19 protein-coding genes and 1 pseudogene are annotated in these 21,138 nt (G+C 66.2%); 9 read left to right on the top strand and 11 right to left on the bottom strand.

Translation table 11 applies throughout. From position 1 onward, the window contains the following. The first annotated feature begins 8 nt into the window (after positions 1–8). The 3 genes and pseudogenes from rsmG to H7841_00810 all read left to right on the top strand — a co-directional run bounded on the left by rsmG (position 9) and on the right by H7841_00810 (position 2,300). Entirely contained in the window at positions 9–635 is a 627-nt protein-coding gene (rsmG, locus tag H7841_00820; GenBank protein ID MEO5335423.1) for a 16S rRNA (guanine(527)-N(7))-methyltransferase RsmG, read from the top strand. Beyond that, the gene (locus tag H7841_00815; GenBank protein ID MEO5335422.1) at positions 616–1,431 is read left to right on the top strand and encodes a ParA family protein; all 816 of its coding nucleotides are present in this window, start codon (positions 616–618) and stop codon (positions 1,429–1,431) included. Before rsmG ends, H7841_00815 begins: the two co-directional genes overlap by 20 nt. Beyond that, positions 1,431–2,300: pseudogene (locus H7841_00810) on the top strand (ParB/RepB/Spo0J family partition protein). Before H7841_00815 ends, H7841_00810 begins: the two are co-directional and overlap by 1 nt. Positions 2,301–2,674: 374 nt before the next feature. Here the strand turns inward: H7841_00810 and holA are convergent. The 4 genes from holA to H7841_00790 form a co-directional block, all read right to left on the bottom strand. Then, on the bottom strand, positions 2,675–3,712 hold the full coding sequence (holA, locus tag H7841_00805) for a DNA polymerase III subunit delta (GenBank protein ID MEO5335421.1): 1,038 nt from the start codon (positions 3,710–3,712) through the stop codon (positions 2,675–2,677). Beyond that, a complete protein-coding gene (gene lptE / locus H7841_00800) occupies positions 3,709–4,320 on the bottom strand; it encodes an LPS assembly lipoprotein LptE (protein MEO5335420.1) in 612 nt (203 codons plus the stop codon). The genes holA and lptE overlap by 4 nt, the downstream gene beginning before the upstream one ends. After that, on the bottom strand, positions 4,307–6,910 hold the full coding sequence (leuS, locus tag H7841_00795; protein ID MEO5335419.1) for a leucine--tRNA ligase: 2,604 nt from the start codon (positions 6,908–6,910) through the stop codon (positions 4,307–4,309). The genes lptE and leuS overlap by 14 nt, the downstream gene beginning before the upstream one ends. 78 nt (positions 6,911–6,988) lie before the next feature. Further along, on the bottom strand, positions 6,989–7,555 hold the full coding sequence (locus H7841_00790) for a DUF3576 domain-containing protein (GenBank protein ID MEO5335418.1): 567 nt from the start codon (positions 7,553–7,555) through the stop codon (positions 6,989–6,991). Between the two features lie 165 nt (positions 7,556–7,720). Between H7841_00790 and H7841_00785 the strand changes: the two genes are divergently transcribed. Next, positions 7,721–8,584 carry a sulfotransferase gene (locus H7841_00785; protein ID MEO5335417.1) on the top strand — a complete coding sequence of 288 codons (864 nt, stop codon included), beginning with the start codon at positions 7,721–7,723 and terminating at the stop codon, positions 8,582–8,584. Between the two features lie 176 nt (positions 8,585–8,760). Continuing rightward, positions 8,761–9,981 carry a porin gene (locus H7841_00780; GenBank protein MEO5335416.1) on the top strand — a complete coding sequence of 407 codons (1,221 nt, stop codon included), beginning with the start codon at positions 8,761–8,763 and terminating at the stop codon, positions 9,979–9,981. 82 nt (positions 9,982–10,063) lie between these two features. Here H7841_00780 and H7841_00775 read toward each other — a convergent pair whose 3' ends face one another. After that, entirely contained in the window at positions 10,064–10,672 is a 609-nt protein-coding gene (locus H7841_00775) for a thiamine phosphate synthase (GenBank protein MEO5335415.1), read from the bottom strand. Between the two features lie 27 nt (positions 10,673–10,699). On the opposite strand from H7841_00775, the gene H7841_00770 reads away from it, so the two are divergent. Further along, the gene (locus H7841_00770; GenBank protein MEO5335414.1) at positions 10,700–11,368 is read left to right on the top strand and encodes a YggS family pyridoxal phosphate-dependent enzyme; all 669 of its coding nucleotides are present in this window, start codon (positions 10,700–10,702) and stop codon (positions 11,366–11,368) included. On the opposite strand, the gene H7841_00765 is transcribed toward H7841_00770, so the two are convergent. From H7841_00765 to ribA, 4 genes are all read right to left on the bottom strand, one after another. After that, on the bottom strand, positions 11,365–12,102 hold the full coding sequence (locus H7841_00765) for a YkgJ family cysteine cluster protein (protein ID MEO5335413.1): 738 nt from the start codon (positions 12,100–12,102) through the stop codon (positions 11,365–11,367). The two genes, H7841_00770 and H7841_00765, sit on opposite strands and share 4 nt — an antisense overlap. A 40-nt stretch (positions 12,103–12,142) precedes the next feature. After that, positions 12,143–12,652, bottom strand: a complete 510-nt coding sequence (locus tag H7841_00760; GenBank protein MEO5335412.1) for a L,D-transpeptidase family protein — start codon at positions 12,650–12,652, stop codon at positions 12,143–12,145. A gap of 6 nt (positions 12,653–12,658) precedes the next feature. Next, entirely contained in the window at positions 12,659–13,624 is a 966-nt protein-coding gene (locus H7841_00755; GenBank protein ID MEO5335411.1) for a hypothetical protein, read from the bottom strand. A 133-nt stretch (positions 13,625–13,757) separates the two neighbouring features. After that, positions 13,758–14,906, bottom strand: coding sequence for a GTP cyclohydrolase II (ribA, locus tag H7841_00750; protein MEO5335410.1), 1,149 nt, complete (start codon positions 14,904–14,906; stop codon positions 13,758–13,760). Positions 14,907–15,022: 116 nt separating this feature from the next. On the opposite strand from ribA, the gene H7841_00745 reads away from it, so the two are divergent. Continuing rightward, entirely contained in the window at positions 15,023–15,712 is a 690-nt protein-coding gene (locus H7841_00745) for a response regulator transcription factor (protein ID MEO5335409.1), read from the top strand. Here H7841_00745 and H7841_00740 read toward each other — a convergent pair whose 3' ends face one another. Together H7841_00740 and H7841_00735 are read right to left on the bottom strand one after the other, a co-directional pair. Then, a complete protein-coding gene (locus H7841_00740; GenBank protein MEO5335408.1) occupies positions 15,713–16,525 on the bottom strand; it encodes an exodeoxyribonuclease III in 813 nt (270 codons plus the stop codon). 5 nt (positions 16,526–16,530) lie between these two features. After that, the gene (locus H7841_00735) at positions 16,531–17,301 is read right to left on the bottom strand and encodes a hypothetical protein (protein ID MEO5335407.1); all 771 of its coding nucleotides are present in this window, start codon (positions 17,299–17,301) and stop codon (positions 16,531–16,533) included. A gap of 256 nt (positions 17,302–17,557) precedes the next feature. On the opposite strand from H7841_00735, the gene H7841_00730 reads away from it, so the two are divergent. After that, positions 17,558–18,724 carry an aminotransferase class I/II-fold pyridoxal phosphate-dependent enzyme gene (locus H7841_00730; protein MEO5335406.1) on the top strand — a complete coding sequence of 389 codons (1,167 nt, stop codon included), beginning with the start codon at positions 17,558–17,560 and terminating at the stop codon, positions 18,722–18,724. 25 nt (positions 18,725–18,749) lie between these two features. Next, positions 18,750–21,131 carry a DNA translocase FtsK 4TM domain-containing protein gene (locus tag H7841_00725; GenBank protein MEO5335405.1) on the top strand — a complete coding sequence of 794 codons (2,382 nt, stop codon included), beginning with the start codon at positions 18,750–18,752 and terminating at the stop codon, positions 21,129–21,131. Positions 21,132–21,138: the final 7 nt, after the last annotated feature.

The raw sequence follows: 21,138 nt of genomic DNA, 5'->3' as shown, positions 1-21,138 counted from the left end.
CGCGACCCATGTCACCTGAGGAATTCCTACGGACGATCCCCGATGCGGGCCCCAATCTTAATCGCTTGCGGACCTATGCCGATTTGCTGGTCAAATGGCAGAAGCGGATCAACCTCGTCGGTGCGTCGACCCTGGACGATCTCTGGCGGCGGCATATGTTGGATTCGGCGCAGCTTCTGAGCTATTTGCCGCCAACGACCCAAGCCATCCTCGATATCGGGAGCGGAGCAGGCTTTCCGGGGCTCGTTCTGGCAATTCTGGGCCCGGCCATGGTTCACTTGGTGGACTCGGATACACGAAAGTGCGCCTTCTTGCGCGAGGCCATTCGTCTTACCGGGGCTAAAGCCACGGTTCACCACGGGCGAATCGAGACCCTCGGTCTGCCGGGCCCCATTGATGTCGTGACCGCCCGGGCCCTCGCCCCCCTATCGATTCTGCTTCAATACGGTCAGCCATTCCTGCGGCCGACGACGATTTGCCTGTTCCTGAAGGGGCGTTCTGTACAAGATGAATTGACGGAATCGCGAAAAACATGGAATATGACGGCGAACCAGTACCCGAGCCTCACGGACGCTTCGGGGGTCATCCTGAGTTTGGAGAGGATTTCGCGTCATCATGGTATCGCAGATTGCTGAAGGCCTGACCCTGCGCGGCAGGTCCCGCATCTTGGCCATCGTCAACCAAAAAGGTGGCGTCGGCAAGACTACCACGGCCATCAACCTGGGCACCGCCCTGGCCGCGGTCAAAAAGAAGGTCCTGGTCATCGACCTGGACCCTCAAGGCAACGCGAGTACGGGCCTTGGAGTCCAGCGCAAGGACCGCGGCTTGAACTCCTATCATGTGCTGATGGGCGAGGCCGCGGTGACTCAGGCCATCATGGAAACTTCGATCCCCAATCTGCATATCGTTCCCTCGGGAGTCGACCTCTCGGGCGCCGAGATCGAGTTGGTGGATGTCGGCCGGCGGGAGTACCGTCTCAAGACGGCGCTGGAAATCGAGGCCGGGGACTATGACTACGTCTTGATCGACTGCCCGCCCGCTCTCGGTCTCTTGACCGTCAATGCTCTCGTCGCCTCGCAGGCGGTATTGGTTCCCCTCCAGTGCGAGTTCTTCGCCTTGGAAGGTGTCAGCCACCTGGTTAAGACCATCGAACGGGTCAAGAAGGCGCTCAATCCGGCCTTGGAAATCCAGGGTGTGGTTCTGACCATGTTCGACAAGCGCAATAACCTGTCGGATGCCGTTGCCTCGGATGTACGGGGTTTCTTTGGGGACAAAGTGTACAATACGATCATCCCCCGCAACGTCCGGGTCTCCGAGGCCCCGTCTCACGGCCGTCCGGTTCTCATTTACGATATGCAGTGCGCCGGCTCCAAGGCCTATCTCAGCTTGGCCAGCGAAGTGCTGCGCCGTGAACGTCAGGTGGCCGCGTGATGAATGCTGAAGTCGCCAAGCGGAAAAATCTAGGCCGCGGTCTCTCCGCCCTGCTCGGGGAGGACGAGACAGATTATGCTCAACTTGATAAGCTTCGGGCGTCTAAGACCGTTCCGGTGGAGTTCCTGCATCCCGGTCGGTATCAGCCACGTCATCGCATCGATCCCGATCAAATAAAAGATCTAGCGGAATCGATCCGGACGAAGGGCATCCTCCAGCCGATCCTAGTCCGGCGTCACCCAAATGAACCTAACGCATTCGAAATTATTGCGGGAGAGAGACGGTGGCGGGCGGCGCAGCTCGTTGGGCTGCACGAAGTTCCGGTCGTGGTCAAGGAGCTATCAGATCAGGATGCAATGGAAATTGCCCTGGTGGAAAACCTTCAGCGCCAGGACCTTTCGGCCCTGGAAGAAGCGGAGGGCTACCAGCGCCTGATGGACGAGTTCAGCCATACCCAGGAACAACTGGCCCAGGCGGTCGGGAAGAGCCGTAGCCATGTGGCCAACATGCTGCGGCTCCTCGCTCTTCCCGGCGAAGTGAAGTCGTTGCTTGACGACGGCCAACTGACGGCGGGCCACGCCCGTGCCTTGCTCGGGGCGCCCGGCAACGTCATCGAGTTGGCCCAGCACGTCGTCAAGAAAGGCTTGAATGTCCGCCAGACCGAGAAGCTGGCGAAGAAGAAAGATACCGGCCACGCCATGGCCCGCATCGCCGCCGCGGTCGAGAAGGACGCCGATACCTTGGCCCTGGAGCGGGACTTGGCCAACGTTCTGGGTTTGAAGGTGGAAATCCGGGTCAACGGTGGTGCGGGGAGCCTGGTGCTGCACTACTCGACCCTGGAGCAGCTCGACGATCTCCTCCATCGCCTGACCCATGGCGGTGGGGGAAGCGGCCCGGATCGGACCGTGCTCGACCCGATTCTACCGGCGGGCGACGGCGGCAACGATCCGGACGCGAATCTGGTTCTTGACGACGTTCCCACCCCGAGACCGCCCGCGCGGAAGAACGAGGCCGTGGCGGATGACGGCGCCTTCCCCACGCCCGGCCTGGCCGATCCGGCCGGCAAGCCGAAGCCGGCACCGAAACTCCGGGCGGCCGGCGGCGGGTCGCCGACGCCCGCGGCCGGCGACTGGGTCAGCGAGGCGGTCAAGGGCGAGATCGATTTTTCCAAGGACGACTGACGGCCCCTGGCCGGCGGCGACTGACGGGATGGGCCGGGGAGCGATCCCCGGCTTTTCCTCGTTCAGGCCCGGCGTCGCTCTCCGGCGCCCGCGGCCTGGGCGAGCCGCATGAGCGCGCGGGCGCAGACGGCGTCGTCGGGCATGCCGGTTGTCTTGCAGTCGATTTCCGCCTCGGTCAGGATCTCAAGGGCGCGGGCCAGCCCGATGCCGGTCCAGAGCCTCAACTGCGCCCGAAACGCGTCGGCAGTCTTGAAGAACAGAGGCGGACGCAATTTTTGCACAGCGGCATCGGGTGCCATGCCCCGATCCACCAAGCCCCTTACGAGATGGAGACGATGAAAATGGCGGCCGGCGGCGCGCAGAATTCCGACCGCGGCCACCCCCTCCGCTAGCGCCCGCTGCAGGGCCAAGTCGAGTTCGTCCGGCTTTCCCCCGGCGGCGGCACCGACCAGGGCATCGAGGGAACTGGCCGCGCTGTCGCCGACGCAGGCCCGCGCATCCTCCAGCGTGACCATCCCCTTGCCGCAATAGAGCGCGAGCTTTTCCAATTCCTGGCGGGTGACGAGCCGGTCGGACCCGAGATTCTCGGCCAGGAAAGCGAGGGCGTCGGGCGCCAGGGTCAGGCCACGGGCCTGGAGGGTTTCGCGTATGACGCCGGGTAGAGACCGGGCATCGTCGGCATAACAGGCGACGGCGGCACCGTTCTTGGCCTGCTCGAACACCTTGCGGAGGGGTGATCGGCTTGCCAGATCGCCGCCTTCCACCAAGACCATCGCCGCGCCGCCCGGAGCGCTGGCGAGAAACTCCTCCAGAATGGGGCCGGCCGCATCACCGGCCTGCCGAATTCGCACGACCCGCTTGCCGCCGCCGAAGGACAGGGCCCGGGCTTCGTCGGACAGTCGCGCCGGATCTCTCTTCAGGCCTGCGGCATCCAGTTCAACCAGGCGAAAGGGGTCCTGCAGATTGCCGACGACGCTTCGCGCCAAGGCGTCGAGACGCTCCTTGACCAGCCCCGAGTCGGGCCCATAGACGAGAATGGCGGCCAAGTTCACCGGGGGCTGGCGGAGGAAGGACTCGACGTCGCCCCCCTGGATCTTCACCGGCTCGGACCCTTGTGGGACATCTTCGCCCTCTGGGCGAAATGGACGGAAATTTGGGAGTGGATATCGCGAGCGGCTTCGAGGAGCCCCCGCTCCAGCGCGTCCTGCCGGGCCCTCACCGTCGAAAAATCGTTGGCGAGGATGTTGTAGCTTGCGACGACATGCCGACTACCCTGGACCAGGGTTCCGGGTGAAACGATATCCTCGGCGTCTTCTCGCGCGCGCCCCTCGTCCTCGGGAATTGGGGATCCCTTTCCGGCGGCTGGGTCCTTCAGCGAAAAGCTGCTGTCGATCCAGAGATTGGCGCGCGTCGCCGTCGCCGATGCCGTTACGCCCAATCTCTGCTCGGATATCCGTAGCCTGACCACGAGCTTGTAGGCGGGCTTCGCCGGCCGCCCCTTCGGAGTCAGGAGATCGAACAGATGATTGCGAAGGATCTGGCCTTCACGATCCTTGATGGCGGCGACATCGATCCGCGCCAGTTCCGTCTCGACCGTCGGATCGCCGGACCCGCCCTTGGTCCCGTATACGGACTCGAATCCGCATCCCGACAGGCCTATCGCCACCGCCAGAAGGACCCCGCTGCGCAAGCGTTCAGACCACCACATTGACGATCCTGTTCGGAACCAGGATGACCTTGCGGACCGACTTGCCCTCCATCGCCTTTTCCACGGTATGGAGGGCCAAGGCCGCCGCCTCGACGACGGTACGGTCGGCATCCCTGGGCACCTCGATGGTGCCTCGGGTCTTGCCGTTGACCTGGACGGCGACGGTGACGGTCTCGTCGGCGAGCAACGCCGGATCGGCCACCGGCCAGGATGCGTCGGCGAGAAGAAGTTCCCGGTGCCCCAGGGCCTGCCACATCTCTTCGGCCAAGTGGGGCATCATGGGGCCGATCAGACGAACCGCCACCTCCAGGCCCTCCCGCATCACGGTGGGCCCTCCGGCCTCCCCCGGCTTGATTTCCTCGAGGGCGTTGGTCAACTCGCGGATGCGGGCCACGGCCTTGTTGAAATGGAACCGGCTCAAATCGTCGGTCACCAAGGCGATGGTCTTGTGGACTTGGCGCCGACATTTCTCCACCGCCGCGGACGGACACCCGGTAGCGACTTCCCCGGCCGCCCCTTCGAGAATCGCATTTTCGGCGACCATGCGCCACAGACGGTTGACGTAGCGCCAGGCGCCGTCGATGCCCGCTTCCGTCCAATCGAGATCGCGGTCCGGCGGACTGTCGGACAGCATGAACAGGCGGGCCGTGTCGGCGCCGTAGGTGTCGATGATATGGACCGGATCGACCACATTCTTCTTGGACTTGCTCATCTTCTCGGAGCGTCCGACCACGACGGCCGTCCCGGCCTTCGCATGGATCGCCGTCCCGCCGTCGCCCTTGACCACGTCGGTGGGGTAGAGCCACGCACCTCCTTGGTCCTTGTAGGTCTCGTGGCAGATCATGCCCTGGGTCAGCAGGCCGGCGAAGGGCTCCTTGATCCCCAGGTAGCCGCATTCCCTGAGCGCCCGGGTGAAGAACCGCGAATAAAGCAGGTGCAGGACGGCATGCTCGATTCCACCGATGTACTGGTCGACCGGAAGCCAATAATCGACGGCTTGACGCGCGAAGGCCTCGGCGCCGTCCCTGGGATCGCAGAACCGGGCGAAATACCAGGACGACTCGAAAAAAGTGTCGAAGGTATCGGTTTCCCGCCGTGCCGCCGCGCCGCACCGCGGGCAGGACACGTCCTTCCAGGAGGAATGGCGGTCCAGCGGATTGCCGGCCTTGTCGAAAGTCACGTCCTCGGGCAGCCGGACCGGCAGGTCCTTCTCGGGAACCGGTACGATCCCACAGGTCTCGCAATGAACGACAGGTATGGGACAACCCCAATAACGTTGGCGGGACACGCCCCAATCGCGCAGGCGATACTGGACGGCGCCTTCGCCTTGCCCCAACGCGCCCAGCCGTGCGATGGCCGCTTGCTTGGCCTGCGCCACCGCCATCCCGTCCATGAAGCCCGAATTCACCGCGACTCCGTCGCCGTCATAGGCCTCGCCGGCGGTTTCCGTCAACTCGCGCAGGAAGGTCTCGGCCTCCGGGGTGCCCTGCAGCCGGGCCGGCAGGACGACCGGCCGGACCGGCAGGCCGTACTTGCGGGCGAAGTCCATGTCGCGCTGGTCATGGGCCGGGCAGCCGAAGATGGCCCCGGTCCCGTAGTCCATCAGCACGAAGTTGGCCACGTAGACCGGGATTTCCAGCCCTTCGACGAAAGGATGCAGAACCCTGAGGCCCGTATCGAAGCCCATCTTCTCGGCGGTTTCGATGGCCGCCTCGCTGGTGCCGATGCGATTGCACTCGCCGACGAAGGCGGCCAGGGTGGGGTTGTCGGTCGCCAGCTCCTCCGTCAAGGGATGGTTGGCGGCGATGGCGCAGAACGATGCCCCGAACAGGGTATCGGGACGGGTGGTATAGACCTCGAGCCGATCCGCCCGCCCCTTGAGCGCGAAGAAGACGCGTGCGCCTTCCGACCGGCCGATCCAGTTCTCCTGCATCAGGCGGACCCGCTCGGGCCACCGGTCCAGGGCCTGCAGCTCCGCGAGCAGATCGTCGGCGAAGGCGGTGATCTTCAGGAACCATTGGGAAAGGCGCCGCTTTTCCACCGGTGCGCCGGATCGCCAGCCCCGGCCGTCCACCACCTGCTCGTTGGCCAGAACCGTATTTTCCACCGGGTCCCAGTTGACCCACGATTCCTTGCGATAGACCAGGCCCGCCTTGAGGAAATCGAGGAACATCTTCTGTTCGTGGCGATAGTATTCGGGCTCGCAGGTGGCGACTTCCCGGTCCCAGTCGTAGGAGAATCCCATCGACTGCAACTGCCCGCGCATGGTGGCGATGTTCTCGCGGGTCCATTTGGCCGGATGGACCTCGTTTTCGATGGCGGCGTTTTCCGCCGGCAGGCCGAAGGCGTCCCACCCCATGGGATGCAGCACGTTGAATCCCTGCGCCCGTTTGAACCGGGCCACGACGTCGCCCAGGGTGTAGTTGCGCACATGGCCCATGTGGATGCGGCCCGACGGGTAGGGAAACATCTCCAGCACGTAGTACTTGGGCCGCGCCGGATCGACTTCGACGCGGAACGTGCCCCGCTCGCGCCAGACGGCCTGCCACTTGGCCTCGGTTTCCTTGACGTTATAGCGCGCAACGATCATGGGGTCCCCCGCCCGGAATCACGGCCGCGACGACCCCGCCCGGAGCCGCCGCCACGATCCCTTATATAGAAAGGTATCCTACTTGTTGAGCGTTTCGTTGCGCATCTGCCGGGCGCGGGTGAGGATGGCGTCCTCGATCCGGGTGGCGGTCTCGCCGGGCACCGGGGCGTCGGCCCAGCTTCCCCCGGCCGCCACTTGGCGAAATACCGAGACCCTGACGCCGTCGGCCCGCAGGCTGCGTCCCATGATGTAGACGTTCAGCTTGAACCGTTCGGAAGGCGATTCCGGCTGGGTATGCCAGTCGGTGATGATGACGCCGCCGAAGGGATCGGCGGAAGCCACGGGCATGAAGGCGATGGTGTCCAGGCTGGCGCGCCACAGGAAACTGTTGACGCCGATCCCGCTGCCCTCGCCGCCTTCCTCGCCCTTGCGCTTCTTCTCGCCGCCGAAGATCAGGCCGTCGCCCAGAATGCTGCCCTGGGCCTTGCCTTCGTCCTTGAACACGGGCCCGGTCTGCGGCTTGCCCTTGGCCGGGTCTTCCATCTCGCGGTAGCGGGCTTCTTCGCACCCGCCGAGGACGCCACCGGCCAGCAGCGCCGCGAAACACGCCGCGCCCAAGCTCCGAAGCCCGAATTTCACCGCCACGACCGTCATCCTTCCGTCTGCCCAGGTTCGATGCCGCGCATTATAGATACCCGGACGCCACGCCCGTCAACAGCCCTCCGCTTTTCCGGATTGACGCCGGCTCCGCGGGGGGAAATCCTGTACCCTGTTCCGGGCACTTCCAGACCCACCGGGAGAAATGACGCCATGAAGATTATTTTCGTCGGTGGCTACCTACGCACCGGCACCACGATGCTGCAAACCATCCTCTGCGCCAGCCCGGACTGCCATCCCATGGTCGGCGAATCCGTCTTTCTCAGGGGGACCGTCGAAGGCTACTGGCGCACGGCCCGCATGTTCGACGAACACGCCAGGTATTTCTTCACCGATCGCGACCATATGCGCGCCACCTTCGCCCGTCATCTGACCGAGCTTCTGGAAATCGCCGCCGACCGCCTGGGCCATCCCAGGGTCCTGGTGATGAAGCATCCTCAGCTGACGGAACGCTTTCCGCAGATCCACGAGTTGCTGCCCGAGGCCCGCTTCGTCGTGATCCTGCGCAATCCCCTGGACACGGTGGCTTCCGCGCTGACCGCCAAGCGCAAGGGTGCGAAGGAATTCGGCAAGAGCGAGGCGGGCGACCTCGCGACGACCATCGCCCGCTATTACGGGGAATGCATGACCTGCCCCTCGCCCTTGTTCCAGGAGCGGACCCTGTACGTCCGCTACGAGGCGCTGGTGGCCGATCCCGCACCCCTGGTCGCCCATATCGGCGCCTTTACCGGCATCGACCTTTCCGGATTCACTCCCGACATGGCCAACCTCCGCTCGCTTCGTCCCTTCGACCAGGCGGCGGCGGCGGCAAGCGTCTTCCACTCCGAGAACTACGGCAAAGCCATCGTCGCCAACCGGGTTTCTCGCTATCGCGAGGTTCTTAGCGAGGGCGACATCCGCCTGGTCAGGAAAAAGGCCGGGTGGCTGATCGAGATGAGCCAGCTGGAACTCGGAACCTTCCTCGTCCACGGAACCAAGGACGGCCAAGTGGATATTCGCGCCTACGCCCCGGATTGATCCGGCCGCGGGGGTCGGACAATCCGTTGCAAGAATGTCACACCACCGCTTCCTTGTCGTTGCCCCCTGTCGTTCACACTTGCGTCCCGGCTCCGACAATGGCTGTATGGGCCGGTCAGTTCACCGTTTCGGCGGGCCGGGTGGTCCGTCGCACCAGAGCAGAGAAGGGGAAGTCAATGAAGAAGGTTCTTTTGGGTACTACCGCCCTGGTCGCCGCCACCTTGGTCGCGGCTCCGGGCGCCCAGGCCTCGGAGAAGATCAAGCTGCAGTTGGGCGGCTTCTTCGGTCAGGTCATCGGATGGGCCGACCAGGACGACGATTTCGAGAACAAGCTCGTGGTCGGCGGCACCGCGGCCGGTGCCAATGTCAACACCGGTTCCTACAAGTCCTTTGACCAGAAGTCGGCCTCCGAAATCCACGTCAAGGGCGAGACCAAGCTGGACAACGGCATCACCGTCGGCATGCGGGTCGAGTTCGAAACCGACAGCTTCAACGGCGACAACGGCACCAACGGCGGCCGGGCCTTCGACGAAAGCTTCATGTACCTGTCTTCCGCCACCCTGGGCAGACTCGATCTGGGCGCCACCAAGGGTCCGGCGTGGTCCATGGGCCACCGCGCTCCCAACGCCTCCATCATCGGCCTGAACGCCGGCGACATCTCGGTCAGCACCGTGTATCTGGCTCTGCCCGGCCAGCACTCGGCCCGCGGCGACATGGCCACGACCGGCGCCAACGATGCCAGCGATTTCAACCGCATCAACTACATCTCGCCCCGTTTCATGGGCGTAGGCATCGGCCTGTCCTATGTTCCGGACTCGGGCTACGCCAACAACGCGGCTGTCGACAAGACCGTTGCCGGCTTCAGCGGTTCGTACTATTCGGCCGCCCTTGCCTATGACGACACGCTGTTCGGCGTGAAGGTCGGTGCGGACTTCAACATGGCCCGCCGCGGCGCCGACAATGTGGCGATTGCCGCCGGCACCATCATGCCCAACAGCACCACTTGGTACGGTGGCGGTCTGAACTTCGGCTACGCCGGCTTCACCCTGGGCGGCAGCTTCTCTCGCCAGATCCAGGACTCCGAAAAGGCTGGCAATACCGCCAACGTCCGCACCATCGACGGCCACAAGTGGGATACCGGCCTGACCTACGAAACCGGTCCCTACAAGGTTGGCCTCACCTACACCAAGGGTGAAACCGCCGGGCGTATCGACCAGGGCGGCGAAGACACCTATTCCGAATGGGTGCTCGGCTTCAACTACAACCTCGGGCCCGGCGTCGACTTCAATGCCGCCCTGTTCCGTGGCAACTACGATAACGAGGTCGGCGGTGGCTCTGCCGCTGGCAACGAGAACGATGGCTACGGCCTGCAGGCCGGCGTGCTCCTGACCTTCTAATCGGTCGGCTGACACGAGCCCAAGAGAACCGGGGGAGCGGCCTTAGGGCCGCTCCCTTCGTTTTGGCTGCAAGCCGGCCGCGTCAAACGATTCCCGATATCCCCGCGAATCCGGCCAAAGGCAGGTTTCGCAAGCGGGCCGCGCCGACGGCATCGATGCCCCCCAAGGCGTAGACCGGACCCTTGCCCCTTCCCAGAATCCGCGCCAAACCCCGGACCCCCAGGACCCTCGCCGCCGGATGGCTGACGGTGGCATAGACGGGAGAAACCAGCGTCGCGTCGACGCCCAGGATCTTCGCCCGTCTGGCCGCCGCCGGCCCATGGGCGGCGGCCGTCACCAGGAAACCGGGCCAGGGCCGGCGCAAACGTCCGCGGCCGCCTAAGCGCCGCACCAAGGGCTCGGGCAGATGAACGCCATCCGCATGCAGGCGAACGGCCAGGGCGAAATCGCCGGCGACCAGAAACCGCAGGCCCAGCCGACGGCACTCCGCCCGCCACAGTCTTCCGATCCGCTCCCGGCCCTCGATTCCGTAATGCCGGAAGATCACCGCACCCTCATGGGCCGGCAGCCGGCGAAGCGCCGGGAGGGCATCGGGCAGGCGCACCGCGTCGGTCATCAGGATCAATCGCGGCAGGCCGGCGGCGGCGGCGGGCCGTTTGAGCCGGCGGGCCAGGTCTGCTAGGGTCGCCACGGACAATCTCCAACGAGGCCCAAGGACATGGATGATCCTATCGCCCGGAACCTGGCCGAGGTAAAGGCGCGAATCGTTGCCGCCGCCGCCGATTCGGGACGGCCCGCCGATTCGGCCTCCCTGGTGGCGGTCAGCAAGACGGTGGCGCCGGAGGGCATCCTGTCGGCCCTGCGGGCGGGCCACCGCCTGTTCGGCGAGAACAGGGTCCAGGAGGCGGAAGCCAAGTGGCCGGCCCTCAAGGCGGCCTATCCCGACGCCGTCCTCCACCTGATCGGTCCCTTGCAGCGCAACAAGCTGCGCAAGGCCCTGGCGCTGTTCGACGTCATCGAAACCCTCGATCGCCCACGCCTGGCCGTGGCCCTGGCCGAGGAGATGGGCGCCGGCGGACGCCGGGTTCCCTGCTTCATCCAGATCAACACGGGCGAAGAAGCGCAGAAGGCCGGCGTTCCGCCTGCCGATGCCGACGCCTTCATCAGGACTTGCCGCGACGATTTGGCCCTGCCCATCGCCGGTCTGATGTGCATCCCGCCGGCGGCGGAAGAACCGGCCCCCCATTTTGCCCTGCTGGCCAAGATCGCCGCCCGCAACGGGCTGGATTCCCTCAGCATGGGCATGAGCCACGATTTCGAGATCGCCATCCGCTTCGGGGCGACCCTGGTCCGGGTGGGAACGGCGATCTTCGGGGTCCGAAGTTAGCGGGGCGCGGGAAACCAGTCCAGCCGCAGGGCTTCGGGTAGCTGGATGCGGCCCCGCCACCAGGCTTCCGCCGTCAGGCGGCCATCAAGGACCAAGCGCAAGGTGGGCGCGAACTCTACCCCCGGACAATCCCGGCCCTTGCGGATCAGGGTCAGGGCCAAGCCCTTGAGAGCCCCGTCGAACAGGTCCTTGGGCTCCGGCAGCAGGACGCCGGCCAAAGGCGGGGCGGCGGTCGGCGCCACGATTCCGGCATAGGTCCGCATGCACCAGGCGGCGTCCCGGACGTAAAGGCCGCGGCACTTCAAGGGCCGCAAGGCATAGATCGTACAGCCGCCTTCTTCCAGGAAAGGGCAGGCCTTGCCGCCCTTGCTTCCCGACAGGCGGGCGAGGGCCTCGTCCCGTCGCCCTTCGTCCCCGATTCGCCGGGCGATCCAGAACACCTCCGGCAGCAGGGCCCCCACCCGCTGGTGGCAACACCAGCCGCAGCCGGCCCGGCAGGCCGCTTTCCCGGTGGCCTCGGGCGCTCCCGACCGCATGCCTTCCCACAGTTGGCCGGCCTGGGCGACGATTCGGCCGGTGGCGGCGAGCAGGCCGTCGAGCCCCTCGCGGAGTCCGCCTTCGGCTTCGGCGCGCGCCGATTCGTAGCCGGCGCATTCGGCGACCGACAGGCGGTTGACGCTACGCCCGATGCGGTCGATGGCGGCGTCGGAATCGAGGGCGGGAGATAGACTCATGAGACAAAGGCTACGCGATTCGGGGACCGGGCGGAAGCGTTCAGCCTCCCCGTATCCGCATCAGCGTCCTGGGCCCGCAATCCGCCAGGACTTCCAGGAGGTCGGTCCGGGCGAGGGCCACGCAGCCTTCGGTCGGCTCGTAGCCGGGCCGCGCCACGTGCAGAAAGATGGCGCTGCCCCGCCCGGCGACGGGGGGATCGTCGTTCCAGCCCAGCACCGCGACCACGTCGTAGACCCCATCCTCCCGCCATAGTCTTTCGTGGCGACCGGGATAGGGCAGGGGAACCAAGCAATTATAGGCAGGATCGTCGGGATCGTCGCACCAGCCGTCCCCGGGATGGAGCATGGCCAGCGGCAGCCCGGTGGCCACCATGACCAATCGATCCGGCCGATAGAGCACCCGGCGCAACGGATGTACGCCGATCGGGGTGCCTCCATCGCCTTCCCGCTTGTCGACGACTATTCCGCCGCGCCCGAGGGCGCAACGGTAGCGCCGTCCCTGCCATTCCAGCATATCGGGGGCCCGGACTTCGATCACGTCGCCCGCCATGAAGGCTTATCCCTGTGCGGAAAGTACCGGCCGGATACCCGCCGCCTCGGCCAGGCGTTCGGCGCGCAGATACTGGCTCAGGCCGGACATGGCCTCCAGCATGCCGGCCACCTGTTCGGCGGCCCGGTCGACGCGCCCTTCGCGGCCCAGGTCCTGGGATTGCCGCAAACCGGCCGCGGCGGAATCCGTCTCCCGTCCCACGAGTTGCAAAGCGGCCAGAATGCCGGGGTCGGGGGTCGGGCCGGCGAGTTCCTTGGGGTCGCGTGCCATCTGCTCGGCCAAGGGATCGGGGTTGCGTCCGGCGGTCGGCGGCGTGTCGCGCTTGACGGCGGCCGTGCGAATGCGATGTTCCTGCCGTGCCCAGAGAGTCACCGGGTCCTCGCCCTCGGCGGCGGTCATGGCGACCGTCTGGTCGTCGCGGGACTCCAGCGCGTCGCGGGCCCAGGCGGCAATCGGGTCGCCATCCTTCGTCGGCTGCGCCAGGGCCGCCATTTCCGGCGGTGGCGGCGGCAGGTCTTCGCGGGTCACGGCGGCGACTTTCAGGCTGCCCGGCGCCGGCGCCTCGAAGGCCTGTTCGGCCAAATCGGTGCCTTCGGTCCCATCGCCGTCCTTCAGCAGGGCCATCATGTGTTCGCCGGCATCCTTGCCGGTTACGCCTTCCAGCGCCAGGTTGGCCACCGAGGTGGCGATGCCGATCGGCCCGCCCAACAGGCCACCGTAAAGAATACTGCCCAGGGCATGCGGAGCGCCCTGCACCTTGTCGCCGGTCATTTCCTTGTAGAGCGTGGAAATCACCGGCAGGTGCTGCAGGGGATTGATGATGTTGACGATATCCTGGAAACTGAAGCTGTCGTCCTCGGTCGCCGAGAAGGCCGCCTTGGCGCCCTCGCGGGATTCCTTGAGGAATTCTCCCTTGGTCCCTTGAGTGACCGGGGCGTTCCGCGTTTCCATCGCCTTGATGAAGTCGTCCATGACCGGCGCTCCTGGTTGCCGCTCATCATGAAGCAAGGCGTATGCCATTATGGGAATCGCGGGATTTCAAGGCCTTGTCCGGTCACATGCCCGGTCGGCGCCGTCCATCGGCGGCAGAATCTACCGGGCCGGGTCAGAAAAGATGGCCGCCCTTGGCCGCCTTGGTGCGCAGGTAGGCCTCGTTGTGCCGATTGGCGGGAAAGGCATGAGCCACCCGCTCCGTCACCGTGATGCCGAACCGGGCCAGGGCCCCGACCTTGTCCGGGTTGTTGGTCATCAGCCGCACCTGGCCGTACCCCAATTGCCGCAGCATCTGCACCGCCGGCAGATAGACCCGCTCGTCGGCATCGAAGCCCAGTTGCTCGTTGGCGTCCAGGGTGTCGAAGCCCCGATCCTGCAATTCGTAGGCGCGCAGCTTGTTGACCAGCCCGATCCCCCTCCCTTCCTGGGCGAGGTAGAGCAATACGCCGCCTCCAGCCGCGGCGATCTCGCGAATCGCACCGCGCAACTGGTCGCCGCAGTCGCAGCGCAAGCTGCCCAGCAGGTCGCCGGTGAAGCATTCGGAATGCAGGCGGGTGAGAACGGCCCGACCTGCCGGCGGATCGCCGATCACGATGGCCAAATGCTCCAGCCCTCCGTCCAGCGGCCGGAAGGCGAGAACGCGGGTCGCCTCGGCATCGGCCAGGGGCACCCGGGCCTCGCTGACTTTCCGCAGGGTGCGGGCCGCGGTCTGTTCGTATTGGAAGACGTCGCCGGCATCGACCACCAGCAGATCGCGCCGCGCCGCCCAAAGGACCAGATCGTCGGCTTCGCGGTTGGCCGCCAGGTCGCAGACCAGCGCGGAAGGCAGCAAGCGCGCCAACTTGACCAGGCCCACGGCAGCACTTTCGCAACCGTATGGGGCGGCCGGCACCGCCAGAAGGTCTCCTGGCTGCCCTGCGGGCGTGGCCAACGGGTCGGAAAGATCGATGATGCGTCCCGCAGTGAAGCCTGCCGAATCGGTCAGCGTCACGACCTTGGACCCACCGTCCGGCAGTCCCAGGGCTCCGGCACGCCGGGCCGTCACGGCCAGGCGTACCGTGGCGCCCGCCATGCGGGCCATCTCGATCAGGCTTTCCGCCGTGGCCGCTTCGGCGGCCCGCACCAGGGCGGCGCCGCCCCCACCCGCCCGCACGGCCACCGGCCGGCCGCGCCGCAGGTCGGACGATGCCCGGTCGACGGCGAGCAAGGATACCGGCTCACGCGACGCTGGCATGGGGATGAGGACCGATCGGTGCGGCATGGACCATCCGGGATTTCCGCGAAGGGGCCGGACGATAGCGCCTTTCCGCTTCCAGGGAAAGCGCTTCGGCATTTATACTGCACGGGACCGCATCGGTCGTGGGGAGGCGGGGGCGCATGACGACAGGCAAGAAGATCCTGCTCGCGGATGACGATACGGCTCTGCTCGATCTGCTGAGCGAACAGCTTCAACTGCACGAGGAATTCTCCACCGCCAAGGCCGAGACGGCCGCAAGGGCGCTGGAACTCGCCAAGACCGAACACTTCGACATCGTCATCCTGGACGTCGGCCTGCCCGACATGGACGGGCGCGAGGTCTGCCGGCTCATGCGTCGCAACGGGGTGAAGGCGCCGATCATCATGTTGACCGGCGCCGATACCGACGCCGACACCATCCTGGGTCTGGACGCCGGGGCCAACGACTACATCATCAAGCCCTTCCGCCTGGGCATCCTGCTGGCCCGCCTGCGCGCCCATATCCGTCAGCACGAACTCAGCGACGACGCGGTCTTCGTCATCGGGCCCTACACCTTCCACCCCGGCAACAAGCTTCTGGTGGAGAACCGGACCCACAAGAAGGTACGTCTCACCGACAAGGAGGCGGCGATCCTGAAATACCTCTACCGGTCCGGCGACCACGTGGTCAGCCGCGAGACCCTGCTGGGCGAGGTCTGGGGTTACAACGCCGGGGTCACCACCCATACCCTGGAGACCCACGTCTACCGCCTGCGCCAGAAGATCGAACAAGACCCGTCGAACGCCGTCCTGCTGCTTACCGAGCCCGGCGGCTATCGTCTGGCGCCCTGATTACCATTCGAGGGCCACCGCCACCGGGACGTGGTCGGAAGGATCGGACCAGCCGCGCGCCTCGCGCAGGACGTGGACATCGGCCAAGGCGGGTTCAAGGTCGGGCGACAACCAGATGTGATCGAGGCGCCGGCCGCGATTCGGCCCCTCCCAGTCCTTGGCCCGGTAACTCCACCAAGTGTAGACCCGTTCCGCGGCCGGAAGGCGGTGTCGAACCGAATCGATCCAACCGCCGGCCGCCAGCGCTTCGGTCAACAGCCGCACCTCGCCTTCGGTATGGGTCACCACGTTCCTCAGCTTTTCGTGGGACCAGACGTCGGTGGGCAGGGGCGCCACGTTCAGGTCGCCGGCCAGCACCGTCGGCCGTCCCGCCCCCCGCCGTTCGCCCGACCAGGCGATCAGGTCTTCCAGGAAGCGCAGCTTGTGGGCGAATTTGGGGTTGTCGTCAGCGTCGGGAACGTCGCCGCCCGCCGGTAGATAGAGCGAATGCACCTCGCAGGACCGGCCGGTTTCCGGCTCGTGGACCGTTGCCCAGACATGCCGACAATCGGCGCGCCCGCACCAGTCGCGGCTTCCCGCATCCGTCAGCGGCAGCCGCGAGATCACCGCCACGCCGTTGTAGCTTTTCATGCCCTTGAAGACTTGGTGGGGATAGCCCAGCGCCGCCAGGTCGTCGGCGGGGAACAACTCGTCGGTCACCTTGGTTTCCTGGAGACAGACGACATCCGGCGCCAGCCAAGCCGACAACCGCTGCAGGCCATCGAGCCGGCGGCGCAGGGAATTGACGTTCCAGGTGGCGATACGCAAGGCCATGCCGACTATGCGCCGCCCCGCTTCAGCCAGGCTTCCTTTTCCTCCGGGCTGAGGCGGCCGGCATAATAGCCCTGGTTGGGGTAGACGAAGGGCGCGTCGCGGGCTTTTCGCACCAGGGCCATCAGGGACGATTCCCGGGGCAGGCGGTCGTTCAGTGCCGCCTCGAGAAGTTCCTTGGGATCACGTATCTGAGTGATGGACGGGGGATTGTTCTGGCAGAGAAAGAATCCTTCGACGCGGTAATCGTTGGTGACCACCAGATCGACGAACAGCGTCGGCTGGAGATTATAGAAGCCATGATTGAACCAGCCGGTGAACGGCGCCGCATGAACCATCAATCCGCCCGCCGCCGTATGGTCGTGCATGGTCTTGAAGAACTGGCCGATGTTGAAGATGTGCTCGGCAGTGCCGTTGTTGACCGTCAATTCGAACCGGCGCCCGAGATCCTGCGGATGGTTCAGGTCCAGTCGCTGGGCCATGGCGGTACCGCTGGGATCGATGGCCTCGATCCGGCTCGGATTGACGAACAGGCCATAGAAGACCTTGGCGACATCGAACATGTAGGTCGGGCTGTCGGTCCGCCCCAGGGGGGCGAGAAGCCGCTGGCGCAGGATGGGGTCCTTGACCAGCGTCTCGATGTCGCGCTTGAGAACGGCAACCGGCAGATCGCCGTACCAGTTGGCTTCGCCGAACTCCAGAATCGCTCCGCCTACCGGCAGGATCTTCTGGGCCGCCGCTTCCTTGAAGATGTGATAGATGACCTGGGTGATGGCCATGACCCCTCCGCACCTGTTCGTATCCTTATAGGCAAAGGTCCCAGGCCGCGTCCATGGCGGCGCACGGAAAAGCGCCCGGCTCCGGGGGGTTGGAGTCGGGCGCCGCTTCCCCTTGGGAAGCCGGGATGGCCGGGGGAAGCCATCCCCGGGGGCGCACACGCCCCTTCTATCCCTCACTTGGGCGGCCGTGGCCCCGGAATCAAGGCGCTGCGCAAGCCCGTTGATCCCGGCCGCCGGGTGGGTAGACTGCGGCGTCATGCACAATCCTCGCCTCGACCTGTTGACCGACTACCCCTTCGACCGCCTGCGGGCCCTGCTGGGCGATTCCATGCCGCCCCGGGAACTGGCGCCGCTGACCCTGTCCATCGGCGAGCCCCAGCATACCCCGCCCGCCCTGATCGCCGAGACCCTGGCGGCCAACGCCCACCTTTGGGGCAAGTACCCTCCCGTCGACGGTACGCCCGAATTCCGAGCTGCCGTGGATGCCTGGCTGATGCGCCGCTACGGGGTTTCCGGCGTTCCCAGCCTGCCCCTTTCCGGCACTCGCGAGGGCCTGTTCATGGCGGCGGCCCTGGCGGTGGGCGAAGCCAAGGGTGGTGGCCGGCCGTTGGTGCTGGTGCCCAATCCCTTCTACCAAGTCTATTCGGGGGCGGCGGTCATGTGGGGGGCGGAACCGGTCTTCCTGCCGGCCACCAAGGCCACCGGCTTCCTGCCCGAACTGGAAGCGCTCGACGGCGACACTTTCCGGCGCACGACCGCCCTGTTCCTTTGCTCGCCGGCCAACCCGCAGGGCACCATGGCGGACCTGGACTACCTGAAAAGAGCCATTGTCCAGGCGCGCCGCCACGACTTCCTGCTGATCGTCGACGAATGCTACGCGGAGATCTACGACCGCGACCCGCCGTCGGGCGCCTTGCAGGCCTGCCGGGAACTGGGCGAGGGCTTCGGCAAGGTCCTGTCCTTCCATTCCCTGTCCAAGCGCTCCAGCGCCGCCGGTCTGCGTTCCGGCTTCGTCGCCGGCGATCCCGAGTTTATCGGGCTGTTCCGGCGCCTGCGCTCCTACGGAGGGGCGACCTTGCCGCTGCCGGTACTGGCGGCCTCGGCGGCTCTCTGGAACGACGAGGTCCATGTGGTCGCGAATCGCGATCTCTATCGCCACAAGTTCGATCTGGCCGACGCGATTCTCGGCCCCCGGGTCGAACGTCCGCCCGGAGGCTTCTTCCTTTGGCTGGCCGTGGACGATGGCGAGCGGGCCGCCTTTCGCCTCTGGACCGAGGCCGGTCTGCGGGTCCTTCCGGGAGCCTATCTGGCTCGCGACGGGGCGGACGGGCACAATCCCGGGGCCGGCTATATCCGGGTGGCCCTGGTCCACGACTTGGCTACGACCGAGGAGGCTTTGCGGCGTCTCGTTAACGTCTTGTAAAGCGGCCTCCGGGCAAACTTTCGCCATGGCAAGGACAATCACCAATTCCGGCAAGGGGCCCATCTTTCCCGATGGAACGGGGGACTTCGTCAAGCGGCGCCTGTTCGACGCCGCCGGGTTGACTCTGATGACCGCCGCCGTGGCCGGACTGGCGGCGCTGACGAGCTTTTCGCCGGGCGATCCTTCCCTCAACAATGCGACTGACCTGCCGGCGTCCAACCTGTTGGGTTCGGCCGGTTCCTACATCGCCGATGCACTGCTGCAAAGCGTCGGCCTGGCCGGGATTCTGCCCATCGCCGTTCTCGCCGCCTGGGGCTGGCAACTCATGTATCGCCAGAAGGTGCCGGCTCTCTGGGCCCGCTTCGTCATGATGCTGAGTGCCGTCGCCCTGATCGCCGTCGCCCTGGGGACTGTGCCGCCACCGACCGGCTGGCCGCTTAATTCGGGCATCGGCGGGGCGGCCGGCGAACTGCTACTCCATTATCTGTCGCGCCTGCTGGTACCCATTTTCGGTCCGGCCTCCCTGGCCGTCGTGGTCGGGGCGGCGGCAGGCTTGGGCCTCGGCACCTTGGTGGTGGCATTGGGCCTTACCCTCGCCGACTGGAAGGCCGCCGGCCAAGGGTTGGCGGTCGCCGGAACCCTGGCGGCCCGCCTGGCTCGCCTTGGCCTCGACAAGCTGCGCCGTGGTCCGGCGGAAGAGAATGGCGCCGGCTCTACGACCCGGCTCGAGCGCCGTGAGCCCACCCTGGGCGGTCCGGCCTCCGCTTTCCAGAGTCCCGAGAGGATCGAGCGCAAGGTGGTGGCCAAGGCGCCCCGCCCCAAGGCCGGCAAGCAGGCCGCCGCCGAGCGCCAGCCGGTCTTCGATCTGGGGATCGGGAAAACGGAAGGCTATCAGGCACCACCTCTGGATATTCTGGCCGCACCGCCGGCTGCCGGCCGTGGCGAAGCGATCAGCAAGACCGCCCTGGAACAGAACGCTCGCCTGCTGGAAGGGGTGCTGGAGGATTTCGGGGTCAAGGGCCAGATCACTCATGTCCGTCCCGGTCCGGTGGTCACCCTCTACGAACTGGAACCGGCGCCGGGGACCAAGACCTCGCGGGTCATCGGCCTGGCCGACGATATCGCCCGGTCCATGAGCGCGGTCAGCGTGCGCGTCGCCGTGGTGCCGGGGCGCAATGTGATCGGCATCGAGATGCCGAACACCCGGCGCGAGACCGTGCACCTGCGCGAACTGCTCGCTTCCGAGGACATGGAACGGGCCGGTACGCCCGGCCGTTTGATCCTGGCGCTCGGCAAGGACATCGGCGGCGGTCCGGTGATGGTCGATCTGGCCCGCATGCCCCACCTGCTGATCGCCGGCACCACCGGTTCCGGCAAGTCGGTGGCCATCAACACCATGATTCTGTCCCTGCTTTACCGACTGCCGCCGGAGGCCTGCCGGCTGATCATGGTCGATCCGAAGATGCTGGAACTGTCCGTCTACGACGGCATTCCCCATCTGCTTGCCCCGGTGGTGACCGATCCCTCCAAGGCCGTGGTCGCCCTCAAATGGGCGGTGCGCGAGATGGAAGACCGCTACCGGCTGATGTCGCAGCTGGGGGTGCGCAACATCGCCGGCTACAACCAGCGCATCGCCGAGGCGGCGCGCAAGGGCGAATCGCTCACCCGCCGGGTGCAGACCGGCTTCGACGACCAGGGCAAGCCCCAGTTCGAGGACCTGCCGCTCGCCAGCGAGCCCCTGCCCTTCATCGTGGTGGTGGTCGACGAGATGGCCGATTTGATGCTGGTCGCCGGCAAGGACATCGAAGCCGCCGTGCAGCGCCTGGCCCAGATGGCCCGCGCCGCCGGCATCCACCTCATCATGGCCACCCAGAGGCCGTCGGTCGACGTCATTACCGGCACCATCAAGGCCAACTTCCCCACCCGGGTCAGCTTCCAGGTCACCTCCAAGATCGACAGCCGCACCATCCTTGGCGAACAGGGGGCGGAACAGCTTCTGGGCCAGGGCGACATGCTCTACATGGCGGGCGGCGGGCGCATCTCGCGCGTTCACGGACCCTTCGTTTCCGACGCCGAGGTCGAATCCGTGGTCAACCACCTGAAAGCCCAGGGCGAGCCGGCTTATGTGGAGGCGGTGACCGAGGAAGACGACACGCCGGTCTTCGGCATGGGCGGGGCCATGGGCGGCGAGGGCGAGGGCGGCGAATCGGACGGCCTCTACGACCAAGCGGTGGCCATCGTCACCCGCGAAGGCAAGGCCTCCACGAGTTTCGTGCAAAGACACCTGCAGATCGGCTATAACCGCGCCGCGCGCATCGTCGAACGGATGGAGGCGGAAGGTGTCGTCAGCAAAGCGGACCGCGTGGGCCGGCGCGAAGTCCTGGCTCCAGGCGTGGCGGCCGAGTAGGCTGGCG

The sequence above is a fragment of the Magnetospirillum sp. WYHS-4 genome (assembly GCA_039908345.1).
Lineage (GTDB): Bacteria > Pseudomonadota > Alphaproteobacteria > Rhodospirillales > GLO-3 > JAMOBD01.
This window is presented reverse-complemented; position numbering and strand designations above follow the sequence as displayed.

What these genes read in the sequence shown, in the direction of transcription:
- H7841_00735 (MEO5335407.1), bottom strand. Translation starts at nt 17,301, where the DNA reads ATGGCCATCACCCAGGTCATCTATCACATCTTCAAGGAAGCGGCGGCC.
- H7841_00730 (MEO5335406.1), top strand. Translation starts at nt 17,558, where the DNA reads ATGCACAATCCTCGCCTCGACCTGTTGACCGACTACCCCTTCGACCGC.
- H7841_00755 (MEO5335411.1), bottom strand. Translation starts at nt 13,624, where the DNA reads ATGGACGACTTCATCAAGGCGATGGAAACGCGGAACGCCCCGGTCACT.
- H7841_00770 (MEO5335414.1), top strand. Translation starts at nt 10,700, where the DNA reads ATGGATGATCCTATCGCCCGGAACCTGGCCGAGGTAAAGGCGCGAATC.
- H7841_00760 (MEO5335412.1), bottom strand. Translation starts at nt 12,652, where the DNA reads ATGGCGGGCGACGTGATCGAAGTCCGGGCCCCCGATATGCTGGAATGG.
- H7841_00740 (MEO5335408.1), bottom strand. Translation starts at nt 16,525, where the DNA reads ATGGCCTTGCGTATCGCCACCTGGAACGTCAATTCCCTGCGCCGCCGG.
- H7841_00815 (MEO5335422.1), top strand. Translation starts at nt 616, where the DNA reads ATGGTATCGCAGATTGCTGAAGGCCTGACCCTGCGCGGCAGGTCCCGC.
- ribA (MEO5335410.1), bottom strand. Translation starts at nt 14,906, where the DNA reads ATGCCGCACCGATCGGTCCTCATCCCCATGCCAGCGTCGCGTGAGCCG.
- H7841_00745 (MEO5335409.1), top strand. Translation starts at nt 15,023, where the DNA reads ATGACGACAGGCAAGAAGATCCTGCTCGCGGATGACGATACGGCTCTG.
- H7841_00780 (MEO5335416.1), top strand. Translation starts at nt 8,761, where the DNA reads ATGAAGAAGGTTCTTTTGGGTACTACCGCCCTGGTCGCCGCCACCTTG.
- lptE (MEO5335420.1), bottom strand. Translation starts at nt 4,320, where the DNA reads ATGTGGTGGTCTGAACGCTTGCGCAGCGGGGTCCTTCTGGCGGTGGCG.
- leuS (MEO5335419.1), bottom strand. Translation starts at nt 6,910, where the DNA reads ATGATCGTTGCGCGCTATAACGTCAAGGAAACCGAGGCCAAGTGGCAG.
- rsmG (MEO5335423.1), top strand. Translation starts at nt 9, where the DNA reads ATGTCACCTGAGGAATTCCTACGGACGATCCCCGATGCGGGCCCCAAT.
- H7841_00765 (MEO5335413.1), bottom strand. Translation starts at nt 12,102, where the DNA reads ATGAGTCTATCTCCCGCCCTCGATTCCGACGCCGCCATCGACCGCATC.
- H7841_00725 (MEO5335405.1), top strand. Translation starts at nt 18,750, where the DNA reads ATGGCAAGGACAATCACCAATTCCGGCAAGGGGCCCATCTTTCCCGAT.
- H7841_00785 (MEO5335417.1), top strand. Translation starts at nt 7,721, where the DNA reads ATGAAGATTATTTTCGTCGGTGGCTACCTACGCACCGGCACCACGATG.